The organism is Yersinia sp. SCPM-O-B-9106 (C-191), assembly GCF_026183365.1.
GTDB classification, from domain to species: domain Bacteria; phylum Pseudomonadota; class Gammaproteobacteria; order Enterobacterales; family Enterobacteriaceae; genus Yersinia; species Yersinia rochesterensis.
On record NZ_CP110791.1, the window covers coordinates 4,229,048 to 4,249,724 of the forward strand.

Sequence of the window (20,677 nt, forward strand, 5' to 3'; positions counted from 1 at the left end):
AGTAACAACCGTTATACAAACGTATCATCCCAATACGGAATTGCCGTTTTACAGCATACATCACGGTGATTTGCCCATTGTTTATTGGGTTATACTTGGGATGATGTTAATGTGGCGTTGTAATTTTGTATAAAAACAGGTCTCTCCTACATGCAACAGCACTTCCATTTTGATGCCATTGTTATTGGCTCGGGTCCTGGCGGTGAAGGCGCCGCTATGGGGCTGGTCAAGCAAGGCGCCCGCATTGCCGTGATTGAACGGTATAATAATGTGGGCGGGGGCTGCACCCATTGGGGCACTATCCCTTCCAAAGCTTTGCGCCACGCCGTTAGCCGAATTATCGAGTTCAACCAAAACCCACTCTACAGTGACAATGCCAGAACCATCAGCTCTTCTTTTGCTGATATCTTAAACCATTCGGATCGCGTTATTAACCAGCAAACCCGTATGCGCCAAGGTTTTTATGATCGCAATCACTGCCAAATGTTCTCCGGTGATGCCAGCTTCATAGACGCCAATACTATCAATGTGCGTTATGCCGACGGCACCAACGATACACTGCGAGCCGACAACATCGTGATAGCGACGGGTTCACGCCCTTATCGCCCAGCAAACGTGGATTTTACCCACGAACGTATTTACGACAGTGATACCATTTTACAACTCAGCCATGAACCACAGCACGTCATTATCTATGGCGCGGGGGTGATTGGCTGTGAATATGCGTCAATTTTCCGTGGTTTGAGTGTCAAAGTCGACTTAATCAATACCCGCGACCGCCTTTTGGCTTTCCTCGATCAGGAAATGTCAGATGCCCTCTCTTACCACTTCTGGAATAACGGCGTGGTTATTCGCCACAACGAAGAGTTTGAGCAAATTGAAGGCACGGTTGATGGGGTTATTGTCCATTTAAAATCGGGCAAAAAAGTCAAAGCCGACTGCTTGTTATATGCCAATGGCCGCACCGGTAACACCAGTGGTTTGGGTTTGGAGAATATTGGGCTAGAAGCAGATAGCCGTGGCTTGTTGAAGGTCAACAGCATGTACCAAACAGCGCTGCCCCATGTGTATGCGGTGGGTGATGTGATTGGCTACCCAAGTCTGGCTTCGGCGGCTTATGACCAAGGGCGAATTGCAGCGCAGGCAATGATCAAAGGCGAGGCGAATACTCACCTGATTGAAGATATTCCGACGGGTATTTACACCATTCCGGAAATCAGTTCGGTAGGTAAAACTGAACAGGACTTGACTGCAATGAAAGTCCCCTACGAGGTCGGCCGGGCGCAATTTAAACACCTCGCGCGGGCGCAAATCGTGGGTATGGATACCGGTAGTTTGAAGATTCTGTTCCATCGCGAAACCAAACAGATCCTTGGCATTCATTGCTTTGGTGAACGTGCGGCGGAAATTATCCACATCGGGCAGGCCATCATGGAACAAAAAGGAGAAGGCAATACTATCGAATATTTCGTTAATACTACCTTCAACTACCCGACCATGGCGGAAGCCTACCGAGTGGCGGCGCTTAATGGATTAAACCGCCTGTTCTAACTTTTGGTTAACAGCCTCTGAACTCATGCGCGGTTGCATGTGTTCACGTATCGCCTCGGCAAGTTGCTCATAGCGTCCACGCAATGGGGAACCGGGGCGGTACACCAACGCAATGGTACGTTTTGGCACGGGTTTGTAGCATTCCAGATAACAAACGCCGTCGCGCTTTCTTTCATTCGGCACTGCCAGTGATGGCAATAATGTAATTCCGCTGCCCGCAGCAACCATATTACGCAACGTTTCCAAACTGGTGGCGCGGAAATGTGTATCTTCATCAGCACCCGCCTGGAAGCAAAAACCCATCGCCTGATCACGCAAACAGTGACCATCTTCCAGCATCAGTAATTTCTCACCCGCCAGCTCATGCATCTGCACTTTGTCACGATCGGCCCACGGGTGATCAGCATAAATCGCCAATTGCATCGGCTCATCAAACAGTGGAACTTCAATAAAGGCCTCGGTTTCTTTGACCAATGCCAAAATAGCGCAATCGAGTTTGCCGCTATCCAACTGAGCCAGAAGATTTTGGGTTTGCGCTTCGTGCAGATACATTTCCAGTTTCGGGAATGTTTGATGCAACATAGGAATGATTTGCGGCAATAGATATGGCCCAACAGTAGGAATCAGCCCAATATGCAGCGGGCCAGACATACTCTCACCCTGCAAACTGGCCATTTCTTTGAGCACTTTCACTTCCCGTAATACTGTTCTGGCTTGCTCCACCAGCAGTAATCCAGCCTGCGTAAACAGCACTTTCCGGCTGGTGCGTTCTAACAACATCACGCCCAGCTCATCTTCCAATTTACGAATCTGACCACTTAATGTGGGCTGACTGACATGACAAGAGTCGGCAGCGCGCCGGAAATGCCTGAATTCAGCCAGCGCCACCAGGTATTCTAAATCACGAATATTCATCGGTGCTCCGCTTTATGATAGCCATTGACGATAGATAAGATAGCAACCAGTGATTAGAACTATCAAGTGATAAAATGAATAATGTGTCCCAACGAAGAGATACCTAGAAAAATTTAAATATTTTATTTTTTAATTAAGGAGTTACAGATGTTCACTAGTCAAGAAGGTAAAAAAATTCCACAAGTGACTTTCCATACCCGTCAGGGCGACCAGTGGGTTGATGTCACTACCGATGAATTGTTCAACAATAAAACTGTCATCGTGTTTTCACTGCCGGGTGCCTTTACCCCGACCTGTTCATCCAGCCATCTGCCGCGTTATAACGAACTGGCCGGTGTGTTTAAACAGCACGGTGTTGATAGCATTCTGTGTGTGTCAGTCAATGATACTTTCGTGATGAATGCTTGGAAAGCCGATCAGCATGCTGAAAATATCACTTTCATTCCTGATGGTAATGGCGAGTTCACCAAAGGCATGGATATGCTGGTTGAGAAAGCGGATCTGGGCTTTGGTCCGCGTTCATGGCGTTACTCCATGCTGGTGCGCAACGGTGTGGTTGAGAAAATGTTTGTCGAACCAAACAAACCGGGCGACCCGTTTGAAGTGTCTGATGCTGACACTATGTTGAAATATCTGGCACCTGATTTTAAAGTACAGGAATCTGTTTCTGTCTTTACCAAGCCGGGCTGCCCATTCTGCGCCAAAGCAAAACAAATGCTGCAAGACCATGGTATTCAGTATGAAGAAATCGTGCTGGGTAAAGATGCAACGACGGTCAGTCTGAGAGCTGTAACTGGCCGCGGAACTGTGCCACAGGTATTTATCGGCGGTCGCCACATTGGTGGCAGTGATGATTTAGAAAGTTATCTGTCTGCTTAATGACATTAATAAAAATAAAGATATCGTGAATACCCAAAGTCATTGAAGTTGCAGGTCGGCGGCAAGTGAACTCATCCCGTTGAGCTTACTCAAGTAAGTGATTCGGGTGGGCAAGCGTAGCTAACAACCCTGTAGCTTCAAATACAAAGGGTATACTTGGTAGGCTTCGGCCTACCCTTTTTTTCTGTTAGGAATAGACATGAAAACCTTAAACGTTGATGTCGCCGTTATTGGCGGCGGTACTGCCGGGCTTGGCGCTTATCGCGCTGCCAAACTGTCGACCCCAAATGTGGTGATGATTGAAGGTGGCGAATACGGCACCACCTGTGCCCGCGTCGGTTGCATGCCATCCAAACTACTGATTGCCGCGGCTGAAGCTGTGCATCAGATTGAAAAAGCGCCCGGTTTTGGTATCCATCCGCAAGGTAATATCTTGATTAATGGCCGCGAAGTGATGGATCGCGTGAAGCGCGAACGCGACCGTTTTGTTGGTTTTGTGCTGGAAGGTGTCGATAATATTCCAGCAGAGGATAAAATTCAGGGTTACGCCCGTTTTATTGATGACAATACACTACAAGTAGATGATAACACTGGCCTTTCTTCACAAAAAATCATTGCGCAGCGTATCGTGATTGCTACCGGCTCTCGCCCAACTTGGCCTGCCGCCTGGAATGAGCTGGGTGACCGGCTTATCGTCAATGATGACGTTTTCAACTGGGATGACTTACCCGAATCAGTCGCAGTTTTCGGCCCTGGGGTTATCGGGCTGGAGCTGGGTCAGGCGCTGCATCGGCTTGGTGTTCAAGTCAAAATGTTCGGCGTGGGTGGTGGTGTCGGCCCCCTGACAGACAGTATTGTGCGTAATTACGCAGCAAAAACGCTGGGTGAGGAATTCTATCTCAATCCAGATGTGAAAGTTGAAGTGATGCAGCGCGAAGGGGATAAAGTCTTTATCCGCTATTTGGATGAAGCCGGTTCACCACAAGAAATTATGGTGGATTATGTTTTAGCGGCCACTGGTCGCCGTCCAAATGTTGATAAACTGGGGCTGGAAAATACCTCACTGGAGCTTGATGAGCGCGGTGTACCGTCCGCCGATCGGCTGACAATGCAGACCAGCGTGCCACATATCTTTATCGCCGGGGATGCCAGTAACCAATTGCCATTGTTGCATGAAGCCAGTGATCAGGCCCGCATTGCCGGGGTGAATGCTGGCGGGTTCCCTGAAGTAGTGCCAGGTTTACGCCGCAGCGTAATTTCAGTGGTGTTTTCTGATCCACAAATCGCAATGGTTGGCTCTACTTTCCGCGAGCTGTCGCAAAAATTCAGTGCATGCGGTTGTTTTGAAATCGGCGAAGTCTCTTTTGAGAACCAAGGTCGCTCGCGTGTCATGCTGAAAAACAAAGGTATTTTGCGGGTTTATGGCGAACAGGGAACAGGTCGCTTCCTGGGTGCTGAAATGATGGGGCCGAGCGCCGAGCATATTGCACATCTATTAGCGTGGGCACATCAACAGCAAATGACCATCAATCAAATGCTGGATATGCCGTTCTACCATCCCGTTATTGAGGAAGGTTTGCGTACAGCATTACGTGATTTGCAGTCCAAGTTAAAACTGGGCACTGACGAGGCGGAGCGTTGTCTGCGCTGCCCTGGTGAATAATATTTCCACCTAATCTTTTCTCGCTAACTAAACCGGGCTTTATGCCCGGTTTAGGTTGCTGACAAACCTTTTTTATAGCTCGGTGATTGACGAGGCGACTGCACCGATGGGCGCTCCCGCGGCACACGCCGCTACGACCCATTCAGCACATTTCCCCCGCTTATCAACTTTGTTATTGCTCTAAACGGTTTCAAACGGCCGCCACCATTCACCATTTTTTACTTTTCAGCTCAAAACCAATGGGCATAGCCAATGTTACCTGCCCATTCGATAACAACCCGGCCGGCGGCGGAGGCAATGGTTGGGCGCGTTTAATCACGGCCAATGCTTCTTGATCTAAAGCCGCTGTTCCACTGCTTTTAATGAGTTTAACGGAGAGCACATATCCCTCTTTATTGACCACAAAACGGATAATCGCGTCTCCTTGTTGGCGCTGTTTTTTGGCGCGGAGAGGATAACGTTTAAACCCCGCCAAATGCCCTTGTAAGCGGCTTTTCCAATTCATTTTACTCTTTTGATTATGCGCCGAATCACTGTTCGCGGCCGCCGCAACCTGGTGGCTTTCGCCAGACAATGGTGTGCTGGTTGTCACTGCGGGCGTAGAAGGTTTACTTTGATTTTCAGGTGATTGCTCGCTGATAGGTTGGCGCGGTGTTATGACTTTTTGTTGTGGTCGTTTTACCTTGGTCGGCTCTTTTTTATCGGTGTCTACCTTTCTTTCAACAACCAACGCAGCATTAGAGTGCTCGGGAGCGGTCAGCACTTGGCTGACATCTTCTGGTTGGTTTTCCAACTGCTCGACTATTGGCTCATTGGTGTTTTGGGTGATCCCCACCACCGAATCTTGCTCTAAGTTTTGGGTAAATTCCGGTTCTGTCGACAAGGCGAGCATCATTGCCACAGGAGAGACCTCTGTTGAGGGCGGGAGCATAAATGTGTTACTCAATAGCCATATCAGAGAGATATGGATGCCGCTGGTAAATAAGATACTTCCCCACCAAAGCATGATACTGCCGCTATCCTGTCGTTTTTTCATAAATTGAATCACTATATTCCTTTATTTTTAATCCGTTACCTCTCAAGAATTACTCTTCAGCAAAGGCGACATGCAGGCGGTCGGTGAGCGGTTTAAACAAATAATTAAGTAATGACCGTTCCCCTGTGCGGATAAAAATATCAACTGACATACCGGGCCGGATTTCTAGCTCAGTTTGCGCAATATCAATAGCGACAGTTAAGGGATAATAAGGCTCTAAAGTCTGAGGATGCTGTATCCGATCCGCACCAACATGCAATACAGAACCTTGTAATCGTGGGGTATTACTTTGATTAAAGGCAGAGAAATTCAGATCTACGGGTAGCCCAATCACCACCTTATCAATTAAGGACACGGGTAGTTGAGCCTCCGCTAATAATGGCTGCCCACTGGGAACCAGCTCCATTAATGTTTGCCCGGTACTGACCACGCCGCCAACAGTATGCTGAGCAAGCGCGATAACCGTGCCACTGACTGGCGCGTAAATACGCGTGTTATCTAACTCATATTCCGCAACCCCCAAACGCAACTCTAACTCTTGAGTGCTTTGCTGCGCTTTGGCCAGTTGCTCGCGATTCTCACTTTTATACTGTTCACGCCGTTGTAAGATATGCTGCTCTGTTTCACCAATTTGCTTGTGAAGCTCCAAGATTTCGCTGGTATTTTTCTCTATATTGGCACGCAGTGAAATCGCCTGTCGCTCCATCTCTAACAGTTGGCTTTGAGAAACATGACCATTTCTCGCTAATAACTGAACCCCCTGTAATTGCTGCTGGAACAAGTCAAATTGTTGCTGGTTATGGCCTCGCATCGTTTGTAATCCATCCAACTGACTCTCGTGACGAGTAATTTGTGCAGATAACCGAGCAATTTCACTCAGTTGAGCTTGGCGGCGATGACGAAAAAGCTGTTGTTGCAAAACAATATTGCGTTCAACTAAAGGCTGCGCGGGGTGCTGGAGCAACATCGGGGGAAAAGTAATTGTCGGCAATTCATGTTGTTCCGCAGTGAGACGGGCTTCCTGAGCGAGGGCGTTCAAATACTGATGCTGTAAGTTATCCCGATGACTACGCATTGCAGTATCATCCAGCGTGATAAGTAACTGCCCTTCTGTGACGTCCTCCCCCTCGGCAATATGCAATTGTTGAATACGCCCTCCTTGCAACGGTTGAACCAACTTACGATTTTCCGCGACAACAATATGCCCCATAACAGCAATACCTTTATCCAAGGGTGCCAACCCCGCCCAAAGCAAAGAACCGATGAAACCGCCTATAACCAATAACCCGCCAAGGCTAAGATATCTCCCGCTATTGGTCTGAAGCGGCGGTGGGTTTTGATGCATATTCTTAGCCGAGCTACGACTAGATTCAGGTAACATCGGTGACTTCTCCTTCCGTGGATATATTTAATATCATGATTTTTGTGATGCCGTGCGAGCTGGGACAGCACCATATGAGATACCGCTATTCCAAGACTTTTTACTCGCTGGTGTTTTGACTTCATCTTTAACCGGCGGCTTCTCCTGCCCTTTAATCTGCTGTAAAACGGTTGCAGTACGATCGAACAATTCCACCCGCCCTTTATTGAGTAACAATAGGTAGTCGCTATCTGACAATAGCTCTGGCTTATGGGTGATCATCACAATGGTGCAACCCTGCTGTTTGAGCCGGATAATGCTTTCTAATAAAGCTTTTTCACCTTCTTTATCCAAATTGGCATTTGGCTCATCCAACACAATAAGCCGTGGTGCACCATACATTGCCCGTGCTAAAGCAATGCGCTGGCGCTGGCCGCCAGATAATGCCTCACCGCCCTCGCCTAGTTGAGAGTCATATCCGCACGGCAGATGTAAGATTAAATCGTGAACCCCCGCCATCTGAGCCGCCGCGATAACTTTTACTGTGTCAATCGTGCCAAAGCGCGCAATATTTTCAGCAATCGAACCTCGAAATAGCTGAATATCCTGTGGCAGGTAACCAATAAATTGCCCTAGGTGGGCTTTATCCCATTGAGAGATATTCGCGCTATCTAATCGCACAGAACCGCTGAAAGCCGGTTTACATGCGACCAACAGTTTCGCCAAGGTCGATTTGCCACTGCCGGATGGCCCCAAAACACCCAAAATATTACCGGGATGCAATTCAAAGTTGATGGAATATAAAATTGGGATATGTGTGCCCGGCTTACAAACAGTGAGCTGTATTACGCTGAGTTTTCCTATTGGCGCAGACAAAACCATACCTGCGGGTACAGGTGGATGCTCTGCTAATAAATGAGCCAGACGCTGATAAGACAACCGCGCCTGACTCCATTGTTTCCAAACTGCAATTAACTGGTCAATAGGCCCTAATACCCGGCCGATTAAAATTGAACCAGCAATCATGACTCCCGCCGTAATTGCGCCGTCAATGACCAGTAATGCACCTAGTCCTAGCATCATTGATTGCAAAGCATGGCGACTGGATTTAGATGCCGCAGTCACCTGACTACTTTTGTCACTGGCAATATTTTGCTGATAAAGAAAATGTGAATGCTGGACTAACCAACGTCTGCGTAATGCATCCAACATTCCCATGGCTTCAATAGCATCTGCATTGCGCAAATTCGCATTGGCTTGCTGTGTTGCTTGTGAAGTTATTGTGGAAGCTTCTTTTAATGACTTTTTACACACCCACTGGTTGAGCCAAGCTAAGAAAATCAACACACAAGCACCGGATGCGGCTAATACACCTAACCAGGGATGGAGTACAAAAATGACCAATAAGTAAAGTGGGAACCAAGGAGCATCAAAAAAGGCAAATAGGGCATTTCCCGTCGCAAACTGACGTAGAGAGGTCAGATCATTTAAAGCTTGTGCTGCCGGTGTTTTATGGCCCACAAGTTGAGATGCAAACGCGGCGTTAAAGACCCGTTGATTAAGTTGCATATCAATCCGAGTCCCAAGCCGAATAACTATCGCGCTGCGAATCCATTCAAGTAAGCCAATAAATACAAATATTCCCAGAACCAAAATAGTGAGCATCAATAATGTCATGGTATTCGCTGACGCCAAAACGCGATCATAAACCTGCAGCATATAAATAGCGGGGGCCAACATTAAAAGATTAATTACTGCGGTAAATAGCCCTATTCCCCAGAGACTCTTCTTATGATGGGCTAAAACAGAAAGGATAGTCAGAGGCTCCGAGGAAGTCTCTGGGATTTTATATGATTCCATGGCGTCCATTCCCATACTAAAAGTAGGATTACTGTCTGAGTTAGCGCTGTTTTATTTCTCAAATACAATAAGTTAAACCCTTACTGATACAAATATAACCAGCATCATCCAAGGTCTGACGGTAATATTATCAACTCACCCAAAAAATAATTTTCACAACCTTTATTAAGCAGCTAATAATACTTCAACATTAGCGGCGGCCCCGACAGTATCAATTACTGGCGCATCATTGATAACTTCGTTGGCGGCCTCAAACTGACTGGCAATAGCCATATCTTTAAGCGGTGTATCTACGTCAATACCCTGCGCTTTCAGCTTTTTCAGTATCGGTTCGGCATCGCCTCTTAATAAACCGTAGACGCCGAGATCTTTACCACTTAGGCAGTCATGATGAATGTAGGAATGGAGCAACATATAAAACGAACTTTCTATATCATCCGCAATATCTAGTCCGTCAAATTTTAATTCCTCATTCTTAAGTCGATAGTATATTTCATGGCCGAGCTGATCTTTACTTAACTCAATATTAGAAAGAGGCGATATTTCCTCACCAAAATATAAACTTCCGTTGATGCCTGCTGTGACTTGCTGATTAAAGAGATCATCACCTACCATTGATGTGGTTGCTACATACCCAGTGGTTATCGCTACATTATTCTGCTGAGGATTGATTCTTCCATATGCATAGAGACTCCCTGAATTACCGGGGTTGTATGACCCTAACTGAAAAATATAATCTTCACCTGAATTATCGGATGGCGCTAGCGTAATATCGCCAAAATAATTAGCCCATTTACGTGTATATAAAGAAATAGACTCATGACTGATTTTTTTATCATATGTAATAGTAACGGCCATAATAATATCCTTTTAATTATGCGGCTAATAACTCTTGAGGCACACCAACCGTTTCAATCTCTAATGTCTCGGCCATAATGTCGCTGGTAATATCAAACTGACTGGCGATAGCCATATCTTTAAGCGGAGTATTCACATCAATACCTTGTGCTTCCAGCTTTATTAATATGGGTTCTGCATTACCTCTTAGTAAGTTGTATATTCCAAGATTCGCTCCACCTTGATAGTTTTTATCCTCATTCAGTACATGAGATAAAGTATAAATAGAATTAGTTATATCATCTGCAATATCTAATCCGCTGAACTCCAATTGCACTTTCTGAAGTTGCAACTGTTCAAATTCTATACCTTTTAGATCAGATGTAGGGAATAAATTTTCACCTAACTCTAAACTCCCGCTAATATCTGGAGTTAAGTGTTGATCGAGTGAATCCTCTATATCTATATTAATCGTTGCTACAAACTCTGTCACTATTGCTGCTTTTTTCTGATCGTAAAGATGGGAGCTGGCCGCAGCAATTTTTCTACCGGAAACTGGAGGGGAGGGTTTAGTGGAGGAGATAATACTGTATTCTATATCTGATTTAATCAAAACCATATCATCAAATTTAGTTGCCCATTGATGAAGATAGGAAGAAATTGTTTCATTTTTAATTTTTGATTGATACTTTATTTCCACAGTCATAATAGTATCCTTTCATTTGACCATTAATAATATATAACTCGCCATTGAGTTATATATCTCTACGGAATAAAATAAAGTTACAATGTCTACCGCAAGCGGTATACGCCAAACCAACCAGAGTCGCTCGCGGTGGTTTTGTTTTATTTATCTAAAAATGATATTATCTTTATTGCTATTATGCTGCCATCAATATTTCGGCACTATCATATGAACCGATAGTATCAATAATTGGCGCGTCAGCCATCATTTCACTTGTGGTATCCAACTGGCTGGCAATCACCATATCTTTCAGTGGAGTATTGATATCAACACCTTGGGCTTTGAGGAGTTCCAACATTGAGTCGGCATTGCCTCTCAGCAAATTGTATGTGCCTTGATCGGCCCCATCTTGGTAAGGCTTGCCTGGTTCAGCGTGTATCGCACGAGATAATGAACAGGCTGAATGATAAAAATCACCTTCAATTTCTAAGCCATCGAATCTCAACTGCACTTGTTCAAGTTGTTTAGCGGTATTATCAGTATTAGAAATTAATGACTCACCAAACTCCAAGGATTGAATATAATTATCAATCCCCATTCTTCCATTATCACCCAAGAGCGTCCCACCAATAATTATTGCTTCGCTCTGATAAGGGCTTTTAAAACCAGCAAGAACGATTTCATTATTATCATTAGCGTCGATATCGCTAAAGAAATAATATAGCTCATCAATATTACTGGCCTGAACTAAGTCACCGTAAGCAGTAGCCCACTGCTGGGTATAAGAAGAGATGGTGTGGTCTGCGAATTGACTGTGATATTTAATAGTTACTGTCATAATAATATCCTTTTAATTGACAATGAATCTATATCCCATCAATGACCCATCAATGAGTCATATATATCTACGGGATAAAATTACAGTAACCACCGCCAGCAATATATGCCAAACCAACCAGAGTAGCTCGCGGTGGTTTTATTTTATTTATACAACTCAAAAAATGATGTTATGACGGCCTTTATTACGCAGCCATCAATATTTCAGCACCATCATATGAACCGATAGTATCAATAATTGGCGCGTCAGCCATCATTTCACTTGTGGTATCGAATTGGCTGGCGATAGCCATATCTTTCAGTGGCGTATTCACATCAATACCTTTAGCAGCGAGTATTTCCAGCAGCGGTTCCGCATTGCCGCGCATCAAACCATAAGTGGCTTTATGCATTTCGCCCTGATGGTTCTCTGCCATGGTTTTGGCAGGGTCAAACTCACCGGTAATATCTACATCGCACAATTTCAGTTGCAGATCGTTAAGCTGCTTACCGATACCATTTTGATTATTAGCCAATGTTTCGCCTAACTCCAAGCCTTCCATTTTGCCGTAGAAGGTATGCTGAGGCATAAAGGAGTACTTCAAATCGCCGTCAACAATCATTGCGGTACCTGTACCATGAGAGCTACTCACTGAATATTGGGTCCCATCAATCCATCCGCCACCGGCAAATTGGCCAAAATCTTTGGAGTATCCTTCGGCCCCAGTGTCTTTGATATCGCCATGTTTAGTGGCCCACTGTTGAGCATAAGAAGAGAGAGTGTAATCTTTAAATTCGCTATTATATTGAATAGTTACTGTCATAATAATTCCCTTATATTAAACAACATATACATGACTCATCATTGAGTCACTTCGACCCACAAATGAAAATAACACTTCATCTGAAGACTTTACATTCAATATTTATATCTATCATCTGTGTTTTAATTTTATATTAAAAACTAAAACTTATATTCAAAACCACCCTGAATAGTTCGACCCCGATTCGGGGAAAAAGAAATTGAATCACCATAACTAACAAGATAAGCGCGATTGGTTATATTTTCTATTGAGCTGCGCAAAATTAAATTATTAGTTACCTTATAACTGGCATAAAGATCAAATATGGTATATTTTGGCCAATCCGCAACATAAGCGGTATTTACATTACCGTCATTACCAATGACTGAATTATCTTGGTGTCCTTTGTTATAACGAATAACGGTACCGAGATCCAGCTTTTTATCAAAAATTCTACCACCTAAAGTTAAACTACCGCGATCACCGGGTAAATAAGCGGAAGATCCAAATAAGTTTCTTGCTGCCCGGCAGTCAATAATATTGTTTATTTTATTATTAATAACACCATAATGCCCATATTTATTATTACCGGCAAGATTTTTACCCCCCCCTAACCAAGCCCTTTTTGAACAAATACTATTGACACCAATCATTCTGGTATAATTAAGGTTGGTATAAAATAAACCCATATCATAACTTAATTGATATTCCAGACCACGAAATTGGGTTGCCAGTAAATTATTAATATAGGTGGCATTAGTAAAGCTACCCCCTCCATGCAAGGGCTTTTCTTTGCTTAGCTCAAGGTTGACATAATCGGTCACACGGGTATCAAAGTAGGCCAGTTTGGCCACCAGACGATCTTCTTCAATAAATAGATTACTGTGCTGGATATTAATGCCGGCTTCCCAAGCTTTGGAATGCTCTGCTGCCAGCAGCGGATTGGGCAAAATCCAGCCGTGACCATGGGCGCTGCCGGTGGCCAGCACTTCGGTGATCGCCGGTGGCCGCCAGGATTTACCGTAATTGCCAAAAAACTCCAGCCATTGCACGCCAGGTTTGATACCAATGGCTGCCGTGGGTGACAGTTGCTGTTCACGGCGATCAACCTCCCAGGCCATTTTCATCGGTGTAATTACACACCGCTTCCATTCGTTGGTAATATATTGCTCATGTACCTTTTTGTAACAGCGGTTCTCATGGGTATAAGTTGCTCGGAAATCTTTGCTCAGCATCCAGGTATTGCCCTGTAACCTAAATTGGTCGTGACGCACCCCCCCCTCCAGCCGCAGCCAATTATCATAATCATAATTCAACTGAGCAAAAGTGCTGGTAATGGCGCGCTTGCCCGGTGGGGTGATACCCAGCATCGACTCATGAGTTGAGTTGCCAGTGGAGCGGTCACTAAACCACTCAAGGCCATAATTGAGGCGGAATTGGTGCTGGTCAGCAAGGGTAAAAAAACTGGTGTTTTGCAGTTGTAAACCCCGGGTGCTCAGCCGGGTTTGAGTCCAGAATTTATCGCGGAAAACAACATTGGCATTATGAGTATTAGTTTTATCATCCGTATCAACGTAATAGATTTTCGCCGTTAGATCTAGCCAGGCGATATGCTCGGGCTTGAGGCTATAATCCAGCCCAATATTGCGATTCGCCACGTTACTCACACTGCTGCTTACCCAGCCATGCTTTCCTATTCCTGGCCCTTCTTTTAACATGGTCATAAAGCCGGCATTAGGGCTATGTATTTGGGTTTGCAGATAACTGAATGTTAACCGTTGGTCGGCGGATAAATTCCAACCCAACTTGGCCAGTTGTGAGTGCATTTTATAATTAGTGAATGGCACTTTATTATTTTTAATATCATAACTTAATTTTTCTGTGGCTGTGCCAAAACGAATATCGCCCAGAATTCCTTTATTGCCCGGCCAATAATCGCTTAAATTGCGCTCGCTGGCAGCGATTAATAGATCGCCATATTCATTACCCATTGCCAACGCGGCACTGCCAATAAGATTAGTGCCATTATCACCGTGCATAGCGCGGATTTTTCCGCCTATTTCTTTACCCGACTCGAGGAAATCACTGGCATTAATAGTATTAAAAGTGGCAACCCCACCAATAACTCCCGCTCCGCCAACACCGCTGGGAGCGCCCTTTTCAATCACTACATTACTTAATATTTCTGGATCAATATACATCACGCCATTGCGTTGACCATGACCACTTTTCATAAAATTCTGACGCATGCCGTCAATATTCATATTGACGCGGCCATAATCCTGCATGCCACGGATATTCACCGATAACGCCGGGTCTTGCTGGCTAACACTGGAATAAACACCCGGCGTTTGTTCTAATATATCTGCCGCATGGCGCGCGGGCCGGTTATCTAATTGCTCGCGGGAGATTTCACTGACCGAATGGAGTTCATCATAAACCCAGTCCCCCTCCTGCGCATTACTGGCTCCCTCTACTTTGAGCTTATCCAATACCATGTCATTTTCTTTCGATGATGGCACGGTATCATCAGCTTTGACATGCTCTGAATAACCTTGTGCCGCGATCGCTAACAATATCCCAAATGCAATCTTATTCATTGCATTTATTGTCACTTTTTTATCTCTAACTATACTTTCCATTTATGAGATTCCATCCTTATTAATACAAACTAATATATATATTAATTATTTAGCATCACTTTAATTATATAAAAACCAATATAGGGTAATAGAAGATCACCCCGGATAATATAAATCTCCGAGGTATTGATATGTTATGGCTTGATATAAAACAAATAAGTTAATGGAGTTAATAAAATAAATCGTTAAAAAACTTAATATTATTCTTTAGTGAACAGGGTAATATATCGAGTCAATATTTCCGTTTATGTTTCCACATTAAATTCCTTTAATATTTTTTAATACTAGTAGAGGTTTTACTACAACGCCACGATTTGATAATGATTATCATACCCATTTGTGAGCATGAACTCAACGGTACATTAAAAATAATGCAGCATCGAGTTAAAAATTAAGGCTCTTGGCAGAATAAGGAATAACGAAATAATCATTACTGTAATAACAATAAATATATTTAAGTTTCTATAATGTAAAATGGGCCACTATAAAAGTGGCCCATTGCTAATATTAATACTTGGCGAACTAAAACAGTCGCGTTTTAGCCTCTGCAATGGCTGAAGCCACTTGCTGCGGTGAAACACCGCCTTTAGCAACCCGCTTATCTAAACAAGATTGCAATGACAAAATCGGATAAACATCATCGCCAATGACGGCACTGAATTTTTGCAAATCGCTCAGCGATAAAGCCTCTAATGCTTTCCCCTGACGAATCGCCTCAACCACGGCCTCACCGACAATATGGTGCGCTTCACGGAAAGGTACACCTTTGGCGACCAGATAATCCGCTAATTCAGTGGCATTGGCATAACCTTGCTCAGCCGCTTCTTTACAGCGCGGGCGTTTTACCTGAATGCCATCCAACACCAGCGCCGCCATATGCAAGCAGTCGAGCCAAGTATCGAGTGCATCAAACAGGCCTTCTTTGTCTTCCTGCATGTCTTTGTTATAAGCCAGAGGCAAGCCTTTCAGCGTCATCATCATCCCGGTCAATGCGCCTTGTACTCGGCCACATTTCCCACGGATTAATTCCAGCGCATCGGGGTTTTTCTTTTGCGGCATCAGAGAGGAACCTGAGGTTACGCGGTCAGATAAATCGACAAAAGCCGCTTCGCCGCTGTTGAAGAAGATCAAATCTTCGGCAAAACGCGACAAATGCACCATACCAATGCTGGCGTCAGACAGTAATTCCAACACATGGTCACGATCAGAAACACTGTCCAGACTATTGCGAGTCGCCGAGGCAAAACCTAACCAGCCCGCCAATTGTTCGCGATCGATAGCATAGGCGGTACCCGCCAATGCGCCACTGCCTAACGGGCTGACATCAAGGCGTTTTAGGGTATCTTGCAGCCGACTTTCATCACGGGCTAACATTTCAGCATAAGCCAAGCACCAGTGGGCAAAGGTGACTGGTTGAGCACGCTGTAAATGGGTATAACCCGGCATCACTGCATCCTGATTGGCTTCGGCAGTCATAACCAGCGCTTGCTGCAACTGTTGCACAGCCGTTTTTAATTCGGTTATCTGGAATTTGCACCACAATTTCAGGTCAGTCGCCACTTGGTCGTTACGGCTGCGCCCGGTGTGCAGTTTCTTACCTAAATCGCCCACTTTATCAATCAGCTTGGTTTCTACCCAGCTGTGAATATCTTCAGCATCACTGGCTAAAATGGCCTGTGGATCGGCCTGAACTTCCTCTAATAAAACAGAGAGCGCCTGCTCAAGTTGTTGCTGTTCAGCCGCCGTTAAAACGCCAACCGTGACCAGTGCTTTAGACCAGGCAACAGAACCGATAATATCCTGCTCTGCCAGCCGGTAATCAAACCGCAGAGAGTCATTAAACTGCTTAAAACGCTGATCTGCCGCCTGACTGAACCGCCCGCCCCATAATGCCATCGTCTTACTTCCTTAAGTTCTCCCCTTCGCCCTTGAAGCTACAGGGTTGTTAGCTGCGCTCGCTCACCCGAATCACTTACTTGAGTAAGTTCATCGGGATGAGTTTGCTGGCTGCCTACCTGTAACTCCAATGACTTTGGGTTATAAAAATTTATAATAAAATAAACAGTATTAGGCCAAAATACGTGTGCCAATCGGCACCCCATTAAACAATGCTGGCAGTTGGTCGGCATGACGCCAACTGGCGATATCCACCGGACGGCCCAATGAGCGAGCCGCATCCAGCGCTGCATTCACTTTAACCACCATACCATCAGTAATGATGCCCTGAGCAATCAATTGCTCAGCTTTTTGTGCCGTCATTTCAGCAATACGCTGGCCTTTGCCATCTAAAATCCCGCTGACATCCGACAGCAAAATCAAATCGGCTCCCAGTGTCGCGGCCAAAGCTGTTGCAGCTTGATCGGCATTGACATTCATCAATTTGCCATCAGCAGTAATACCAATAGAGCTGATGATTGGCATGTAATTCGCGGCCAGTAAGGTTTGCACTAAAGCCGGTGAGCCAGCTTCGGCTTTACCCACATGACCAAGTTCTGCCTCCAGCGGAGTGACCGACACGGTATGGCCATCACCCAAGCATAAGCCAACAGCATTGATGTCATGCTTCACCGCCCAAGCCAGCAATGTTTTGTTGGCTGTACCCGCTAATGCACCCGTAATAATGTCAATTTGATCCGCGGGAGTCACACGCAGGCCGTTTTTCTTCACCACCGGCAACGCGAGTTTTTTCATCAAATCATCAACCAGACAACCACCGCCGTGCATAATCACCAGCGGGCGCTCATGCTTCTCGCGATAGGTCACCAATGCAGTAAACAGGCGTTCCAGCGCTTCTTCGCTGTCCAGCAACACGCCACCTAATTTAATGACCAACGGATTCATCATGTTTCGCCTCAATATAATTGGATAAAAATGTCAGTTTCGACTCTGTTACAACCCTCCAGTTACCTACAACAGGGATTGGGTTTCCACAAAACCAAAACGTATATTCATGCATTGCACGGCCTGCGCCGCAGCCCCTTTCAGCAGGTTATCTTCTGTCGCGACAATAATTAAATGCTCGCCCTGCACAGAAAAACCGATATCACAGAAAGGTAAACCGACCACCGCTTTCAGTGCTGGCACGCCTTGCTTATAAAGCCGAACCAGGGGCTTATCTTGGTAAGCATTGTGGTATGCCTCGGCGATATCTTGTGCCGTCACACCCGCTTTCAGGCGGCAGGTAATGGTTGCCAAAATACCGCGGGCGAAATTCCCCAAATGCGGAGTAAAAATGACCGGAGTGCCAAGGTGGGCGACAATTTCTGGCTGATGACGATGATTAAACAAACCATACGGCTGCAAACTCACTTCACAGAAACTGTTGCTAATGCTGGCTTTACGCCCCGCGCCACTGACACCACTGACGGCGTTAATCACTGGCCACTGCGCCTCATTGAGTAAATCGCCATCGACCAACGGCTTAAGCGCCAGTTGGGATGCGGTGGGATAGCAGCCTGGTACCGCGATCAATTGGGCCTGCTTAATTTTTTCAGCCTGCCATTCAGCTAATCCATAGACTGCTTTGTCCAGCCAATCGGCATGTTGATGCTCAAAACCGTAATATTGACTGTAAAACTCCGCATCCTGAACCCGGAATGCACCGGAGAGATCAAATACGACACAACCCGCCGCCAGGAATTGTGGCGCTAAATCATGGCTGACTTCATGGGCGGTGGCGAGGAAGACAACATCAACGCCTTTTGCCGCCAGAGCCACATCCACCAAGGGTTGTAGCGGAAGATCAATAATGCCTTTTAGCTGCGGATGCAGATCAGAAAGTAATTTCCCTGCATCTGCACTTTGCGCTGAAACCGTTAAACCGGTTATGTTCATATGTGGGTGACGATTCAGGTAAGCCGTAAGCTCAGCTCCAGCATAACCACTGGCACCTACAATTAGCGTATTCAACATGGGTTCAGTTCACCGTGCCCTTCGTGATTGAAGCTGCAGGGTTGTTAGCGACGTTTACTCACTCGAATCACTGACCAGTGTCAGCTCATCGGGATTCGTTCACTTGCTGCCTACCTGCAACGCCAATGACTTTGGATATAAAAATGTTATTCGGTATAAAGACATAAGTAGTCAAAACCGGCATTTGGGTTATCAGCAAGGTCTTACTGTTCCCCCACGTGATTGAGTATTGACTTTTTCGTCAATTTAAGGGTGTTTTTAGGTTCCCTTACGCTCAAGCTTACTGTATTTTTATTCATAATTAATGCATGAATATTGATACTATCCTAACCAAAGGCTGTCAACAGTGAAGATGAAATTACCTCCATTTATTGAGCTGTATCGGGCGTTAATCGCGACGCCATCGATCAGCGCAACCGATAGCGCCCTCGACCAAAGCAATGAGGCGTTAATCAACTTGTTGGCCGGATGGTTTGCAGATTTGGGTTTTCGCGTCGAAATCCAGCCAGTACCTGACACACGCCACAAATTTAACCTGCTTGCCTCTATTGGTGAAAAAAGCAGCGGAGAGGGTAGCGGCGGGTTGCTATTGGCGGGTCATACCGACACCGTTCCTTATGATGAGGGGCGCTGGACGCGCGATCCGTTCACTCTGACCGAGCATGACAATAAATTGTATGGTTTGGGTACTGCCGACATGAAAGGCTTCTTTGCCTTTATTCTTGATGCAGTGCGCGATATTGATGCCAGCACATTGAGCAAGCCGCTGTATATTTTGGCGACTGCCGATGAAGAAACCACCATGGCGGGCGCGCGCTATTTTGCCGCCTCCACCCAGTTGCGCCCTGACTTTGCCATTATTGGTGAGCCAACATCACTGCAACCCGTGCGGGCGCACAAAGGGCATATTTCCAATGCTATCCGCATTACTGGCCAGTCCGGCCATTCCAGTGATCCCGCTCGTGGTGTGAATGCTATTGATTTGATGCATGAATCCATTACTGAGCTAATGAAGCTGCGCACCAGCTTACAAGAGCGCTACAACAATCCGGCATTTGCTATCCCATACCCGACCATGAATTTCGGTCATATTAATGGTGGTGATGCTGCAAACCGTATCTGTGCTTGCTGTGAATTACATATGGATATCCGCCCATTGCCGGGTCTGACACTAAGTGATTTGAATGAGTTGATGACTGAAGCACTGGCCCCCGTCAGTGCGCGCTGGCCGGGCCGCTTGAGTATTGATGAACTGCATCCGCCGATTCCAGGCTATGAATGCCCAACAGATCATCATATGGTCGGGGTTATCGAAAAATTGCTGGGTGAGCGCACGGCGGTGGTGAACTACTGCACCGAAGCGCCATTTATTCAGCAAATTTGCCCGACATTAGTGCTGGGGCCAGGTTCCATCAATCAAGCCCACCAGCCGGATGAATTTATCGATATGGCCTTTATCGAACCCACTCGCGAGCTGATTGGCCAATTAGTTGACCATTTCTGTCAGCAGAAATAACTCGTATGGGGTAGGCGGATCAATATTACCGATTAGCCAGACTGATAATCTGGCTGTAGTAATTAAATTTCAGCAATATCCCTAAAAATGATGTTTTTTTGCTAGAAATAGTGTCAATTGGGGTATGGAATTGAACGTGGCGAGTGGATTTGTCCATCTCAGTCTTTTGGGTGAAATTAATTTACATACTCATCAAGTTACG

The 20,677-nt window shown here is 45.6% G+C and carries 16 protein-coding genes; 4 read left to right on the plus strand and 12 right to left on the minus strand.

Annotation, left to right across the window (positions count from 1 at the left end; genetic code table 11):
- The first annotated feature begins 150 nt into the window (after nucleotides 1-150).
- Nucleotides 151-1,551 carry a Si-specific NAD(P)(+) transhydrogenase gene (gene sthA / locus OP863_RS19090; RefSeq protein WP_265525714.1) on the plus strand — a complete coding sequence of 467 codons (1,401 nt, stop codon included), beginning with the start codon at nucleotides 151-153 and terminating at the stop codon, nucleotides 1,549-1,551.
- Here the strand turns inward: sthA and oxyR are convergent.
- Nucleotides 1,534-2,466, minus strand: coding sequence for a DNA-binding transcriptional regulator OxyR (oxyR, locus tag OP863_RS19095; protein ID WP_145588902.1), 933 nt, complete (start codon nucleotides 2,464-2,466; stop codon nucleotides 1,534-1,536). The two genes, sthA and oxyR, sit on opposite strands and share 18 nt — an antisense overlap.
- A gap of 147 nt (nucleotides 2,467-2,613) precedes the next feature.
- On the opposite strand from oxyR, the gene OP863_RS19100 reads away from it, so the two are divergent.
- Both OP863_RS19100 and OP863_RS19105 read left to right on the plus strand, forming a co-directional pair.
- A complete protein-coding gene (locus OP863_RS19100; RefSeq protein WP_038638063.1) occupies nucleotides 2,614-3,345 on the plus strand; it encodes a glutathione peroxidase in 732 nt (243 codons plus the stop codon).
- 199 nt (nucleotides 3,346-3,544) lie between these two features.
- A complete protein-coding gene (locus OP863_RS19105) occupies nucleotides 3,545-5,008 on the plus strand; it encodes a dihydrolipoyl dehydrogenase (protein WP_265525715.1) in 1,464 nt (487 codons plus the stop codon).
- Between the two features lie 208 nt (nucleotides 5,009-5,216).
- On the opposite strand, the gene OP863_RS19110 is transcribed toward OP863_RS19105, so the two are convergent.
- The 11 genes from OP863_RS19110 to argC form a co-directional block, all read right to left on the minus strand.
- Nucleotides 5,217-6,044 (minus strand): energy transducer TonB, encoded by an 828-nt coding sequence (locus OP863_RS19110; protein ID WP_186368289.1) that lies wholly within the window; start codon nucleotides 6,042-6,044, stop codon nucleotides 5,217-5,219.
- A gap of 49 nt (nucleotides 6,045-6,093) precedes the next feature.
- Entirely contained in the window at nucleotides 6,094-7,425 is a 1,332-nt protein-coding gene (locus tag OP863_RS19115; RefSeq protein WP_186368288.1) for an HlyD family type I secretion periplasmic adaptor subunit, read from the minus strand.
- A 33-nt stretch (nucleotides 7,426-7,458) separates the two neighbouring features.
- Nucleotides 7,459-9,264, minus strand: coding sequence for a type I secretion system permease/ATPase (locus tag OP863_RS19120; RefSeq protein ID WP_265525716.1), 1,806 nt, complete (start codon nucleotides 9,262-9,264; stop codon nucleotides 7,459-7,461).
- A gap of 165 nt (nucleotides 9,265-9,429) precedes the next feature.
- Complete coding sequence (locus tag OP863_RS19125; protein ID WP_265525717.1) at nucleotides 9,430-10,122, minus strand: heme acquisition protein HasA; 693 nt, start codon at nucleotides 10,120-10,122, stop codon at nucleotides 9,430-9,432.
- Between the two features lie 16 nt (nucleotides 10,123-10,138).
- Complete coding sequence (locus tag OP863_RS19130; protein ID WP_265525718.1) at nucleotides 10,139-10,807, minus strand: heme acquisition protein HasA; 669 nt, start codon at nucleotides 10,805-10,807, stop codon at nucleotides 10,139-10,141.
- A gap of 175 nt (nucleotides 10,808-10,982) precedes the next feature.
- Complete coding sequence (locus OP863_RS19135; RefSeq protein ID WP_265525719.1) at nucleotides 10,983-11,624, minus strand: heme acquisition protein HasA; 642 nt, start codon at nucleotides 11,622-11,624, stop codon at nucleotides 10,983-10,985.
- 184 nt (nucleotides 11,625-11,808) lie between these two features.
- Nucleotides 11,809-12,426: a heme acquisition protein HasA gene (locus tag OP863_RS19140; RefSeq protein WP_145591684.1), complete on the minus strand. Its 618-nt coding sequence runs from the start codon at nucleotides 12,424-12,426 to the stop codon at nucleotides 11,809-11,811.
- A gap of 140 nt (nucleotides 12,427-12,566) precedes the next feature.
- Nucleotides 12,567-15,047 carry a TonB-dependent hemoglobin/transferrin/lactoferrin family receptor gene (locus tag OP863_RS19145; protein WP_265525720.1) on the minus strand — a complete coding sequence of 827 codons (2,481 nt, stop codon included), beginning with the start codon at nucleotides 15,045-15,047 and terminating at the stop codon, nucleotides 12,567-12,569.
- A gap of 522 nt (nucleotides 15,048-15,569) precedes the next feature.
- Nucleotides 15,570-16,943: an argininosuccinate lyase gene (gene argH, locus OP863_RS19150; RefSeq protein ID WP_038638036.1), complete on the minus strand. Its 1,374-nt coding sequence runs from the start codon at nucleotides 16,941-16,943 to the stop codon at nucleotides 15,570-15,572.
- A 171-nt stretch (nucleotides 16,944-17,114) separates the two neighbouring features.
- Nucleotides 17,115-17,888, minus strand: coding sequence for an acetylglutamate kinase (gene argB / locus OP863_RS19155; protein ID WP_038638033.1), 774 nt, complete (start codon nucleotides 17,886-17,888; stop codon nucleotides 17,115-17,117).
- Nucleotides 17,889-17,954: 66 nt separating this feature from the next.
- Nucleotides 17,955-18,959: an N-acetyl-gamma-glutamyl-phosphate reductase gene (argC, locus tag OP863_RS19160; protein ID WP_038638030.1), complete on the minus strand. Its 1,005-nt coding sequence runs from the start codon at nucleotides 18,957-18,959 to the stop codon at nucleotides 17,955-17,957.
- A gap of 352 nt (nucleotides 18,960-19,311) precedes the next feature.
- Here argC and argE point away from each other — a divergent pair, with 352 nt between their 5' ends.
- The gene (gene argE, locus OP863_RS19165) at nucleotides 19,312-20,475 is read left to right on the plus strand and encodes an acetylornithine deacetylase (protein WP_186378164.1); all 1,164 of its coding nucleotides are present in this window, start codon (nucleotides 19,312-19,314) and stop codon (nucleotides 20,473-20,475) included.
- The last annotated feature ends 202 nt before the right edge of the window (nucleotides 20,476-20,677 follow it).

Excerpts from the sequence above, each read along its gene's own strand:
- argH (WP_038638036.1), bottom strand. The coding sequence starts at position 16,943 with ATGGCATTATGGGGCGGGCGGTTCAGTCAGGCGGCAGATCAGCGTTTT.
- argE (WP_186378164.1), top strand. The coding sequence starts at position 19,312 with ATGAAATTACCTCCATTTATTGAGCTGTATCGGGCGTTAATCGCGACG.
- argB (WP_038638033.1), bottom strand. The coding sequence starts at position 17,888 with ATGAATCCGTTGGTCATTAAATTAGGTGGCGTGTTGCTGGACAGCGAA.
- OP863_RS19100 (WP_038638063.1), top strand. The coding sequence starts at position 2,614 with ATGTTCACTAGTCAAGAAGGTAAAAAAATTCCACAAGTGACTTTCCAT.
- OP863_RS19115 (WP_186368288.1), bottom strand. The coding sequence starts at position 7,425 with ATGTTACCTGAATCTAGTCGTAGCTCGGCTAAGAATATGCATCAAAAC.
- OP863_RS19110 (WP_186368289.1), bottom strand. The coding sequence starts at position 6,044 with ATGAAAAAACGACAGGATAGCGGCAGTATCATGCTTTGGTGGGGAAGT.
- OP863_RS19105 (WP_265525715.1), top strand. The coding sequence starts at position 3,545 with ATGAAAACCTTAAACGTTGATGTCGCCGTTATTGGCGGCGGTACTGCC.
- OP863_RS19125 (WP_265525717.1), bottom strand. The coding sequence starts at position 10,122 with ATGGCCGTTACTATTACATATGATAAAAAAATCAGTCATGAGTCTATT.
- OP863_RS19140 (WP_145591684.1), bottom strand. The coding sequence starts at position 12,426 with ATGACAGTAACTATTCAATATAATAGCGAATTTAAAGATTACACTCTC.
- argC (WP_038638030.1), bottom strand. The coding sequence starts at position 18,959 with ATGTTGAATACGCTAATTGTAGGTGCCAGTGGTTATGCTGGAGCTGAG.
- OP863_RS19145 (WP_265525720.1), bottom strand. The coding sequence starts at position 15,047 with ATGGAAAGTATAGTTAGAGATAAAAAAGTGACAATAAATGCAATGAAT.
- OP863_RS19120 (WP_265525716.1), bottom strand. The coding sequence starts at position 9,264 with ATGGAATCATATAAAATCCCAGAGACTTCCTCGGAGCCTCTGACTATC.
- sthA (WP_265525714.1), top strand. The coding sequence starts at position 151 with ATGCAACAGCACTTCCATTTTGATGCCATTGTTATTGGCTCGGGTCCT.
- oxyR (WP_145588902.1), bottom strand. The coding sequence starts at position 2,466 with ATGAATATTCGTGATTTAGAATACCTGGTGGCGCTGGCTGAATTCAGG.
- OP863_RS19135 (WP_265525719.1), bottom strand. The coding sequence starts at position 11,624 with ATGACAGTAACTATTAAATATCACAGTCAATTCGCAGACCACACCATC.
- OP863_RS19130 (WP_265525718.1), bottom strand. The coding sequence starts at position 10,807 with ATGACTGTGGAAATAAAGTATCAATCAAAAATTAAAAATGAAACAATT.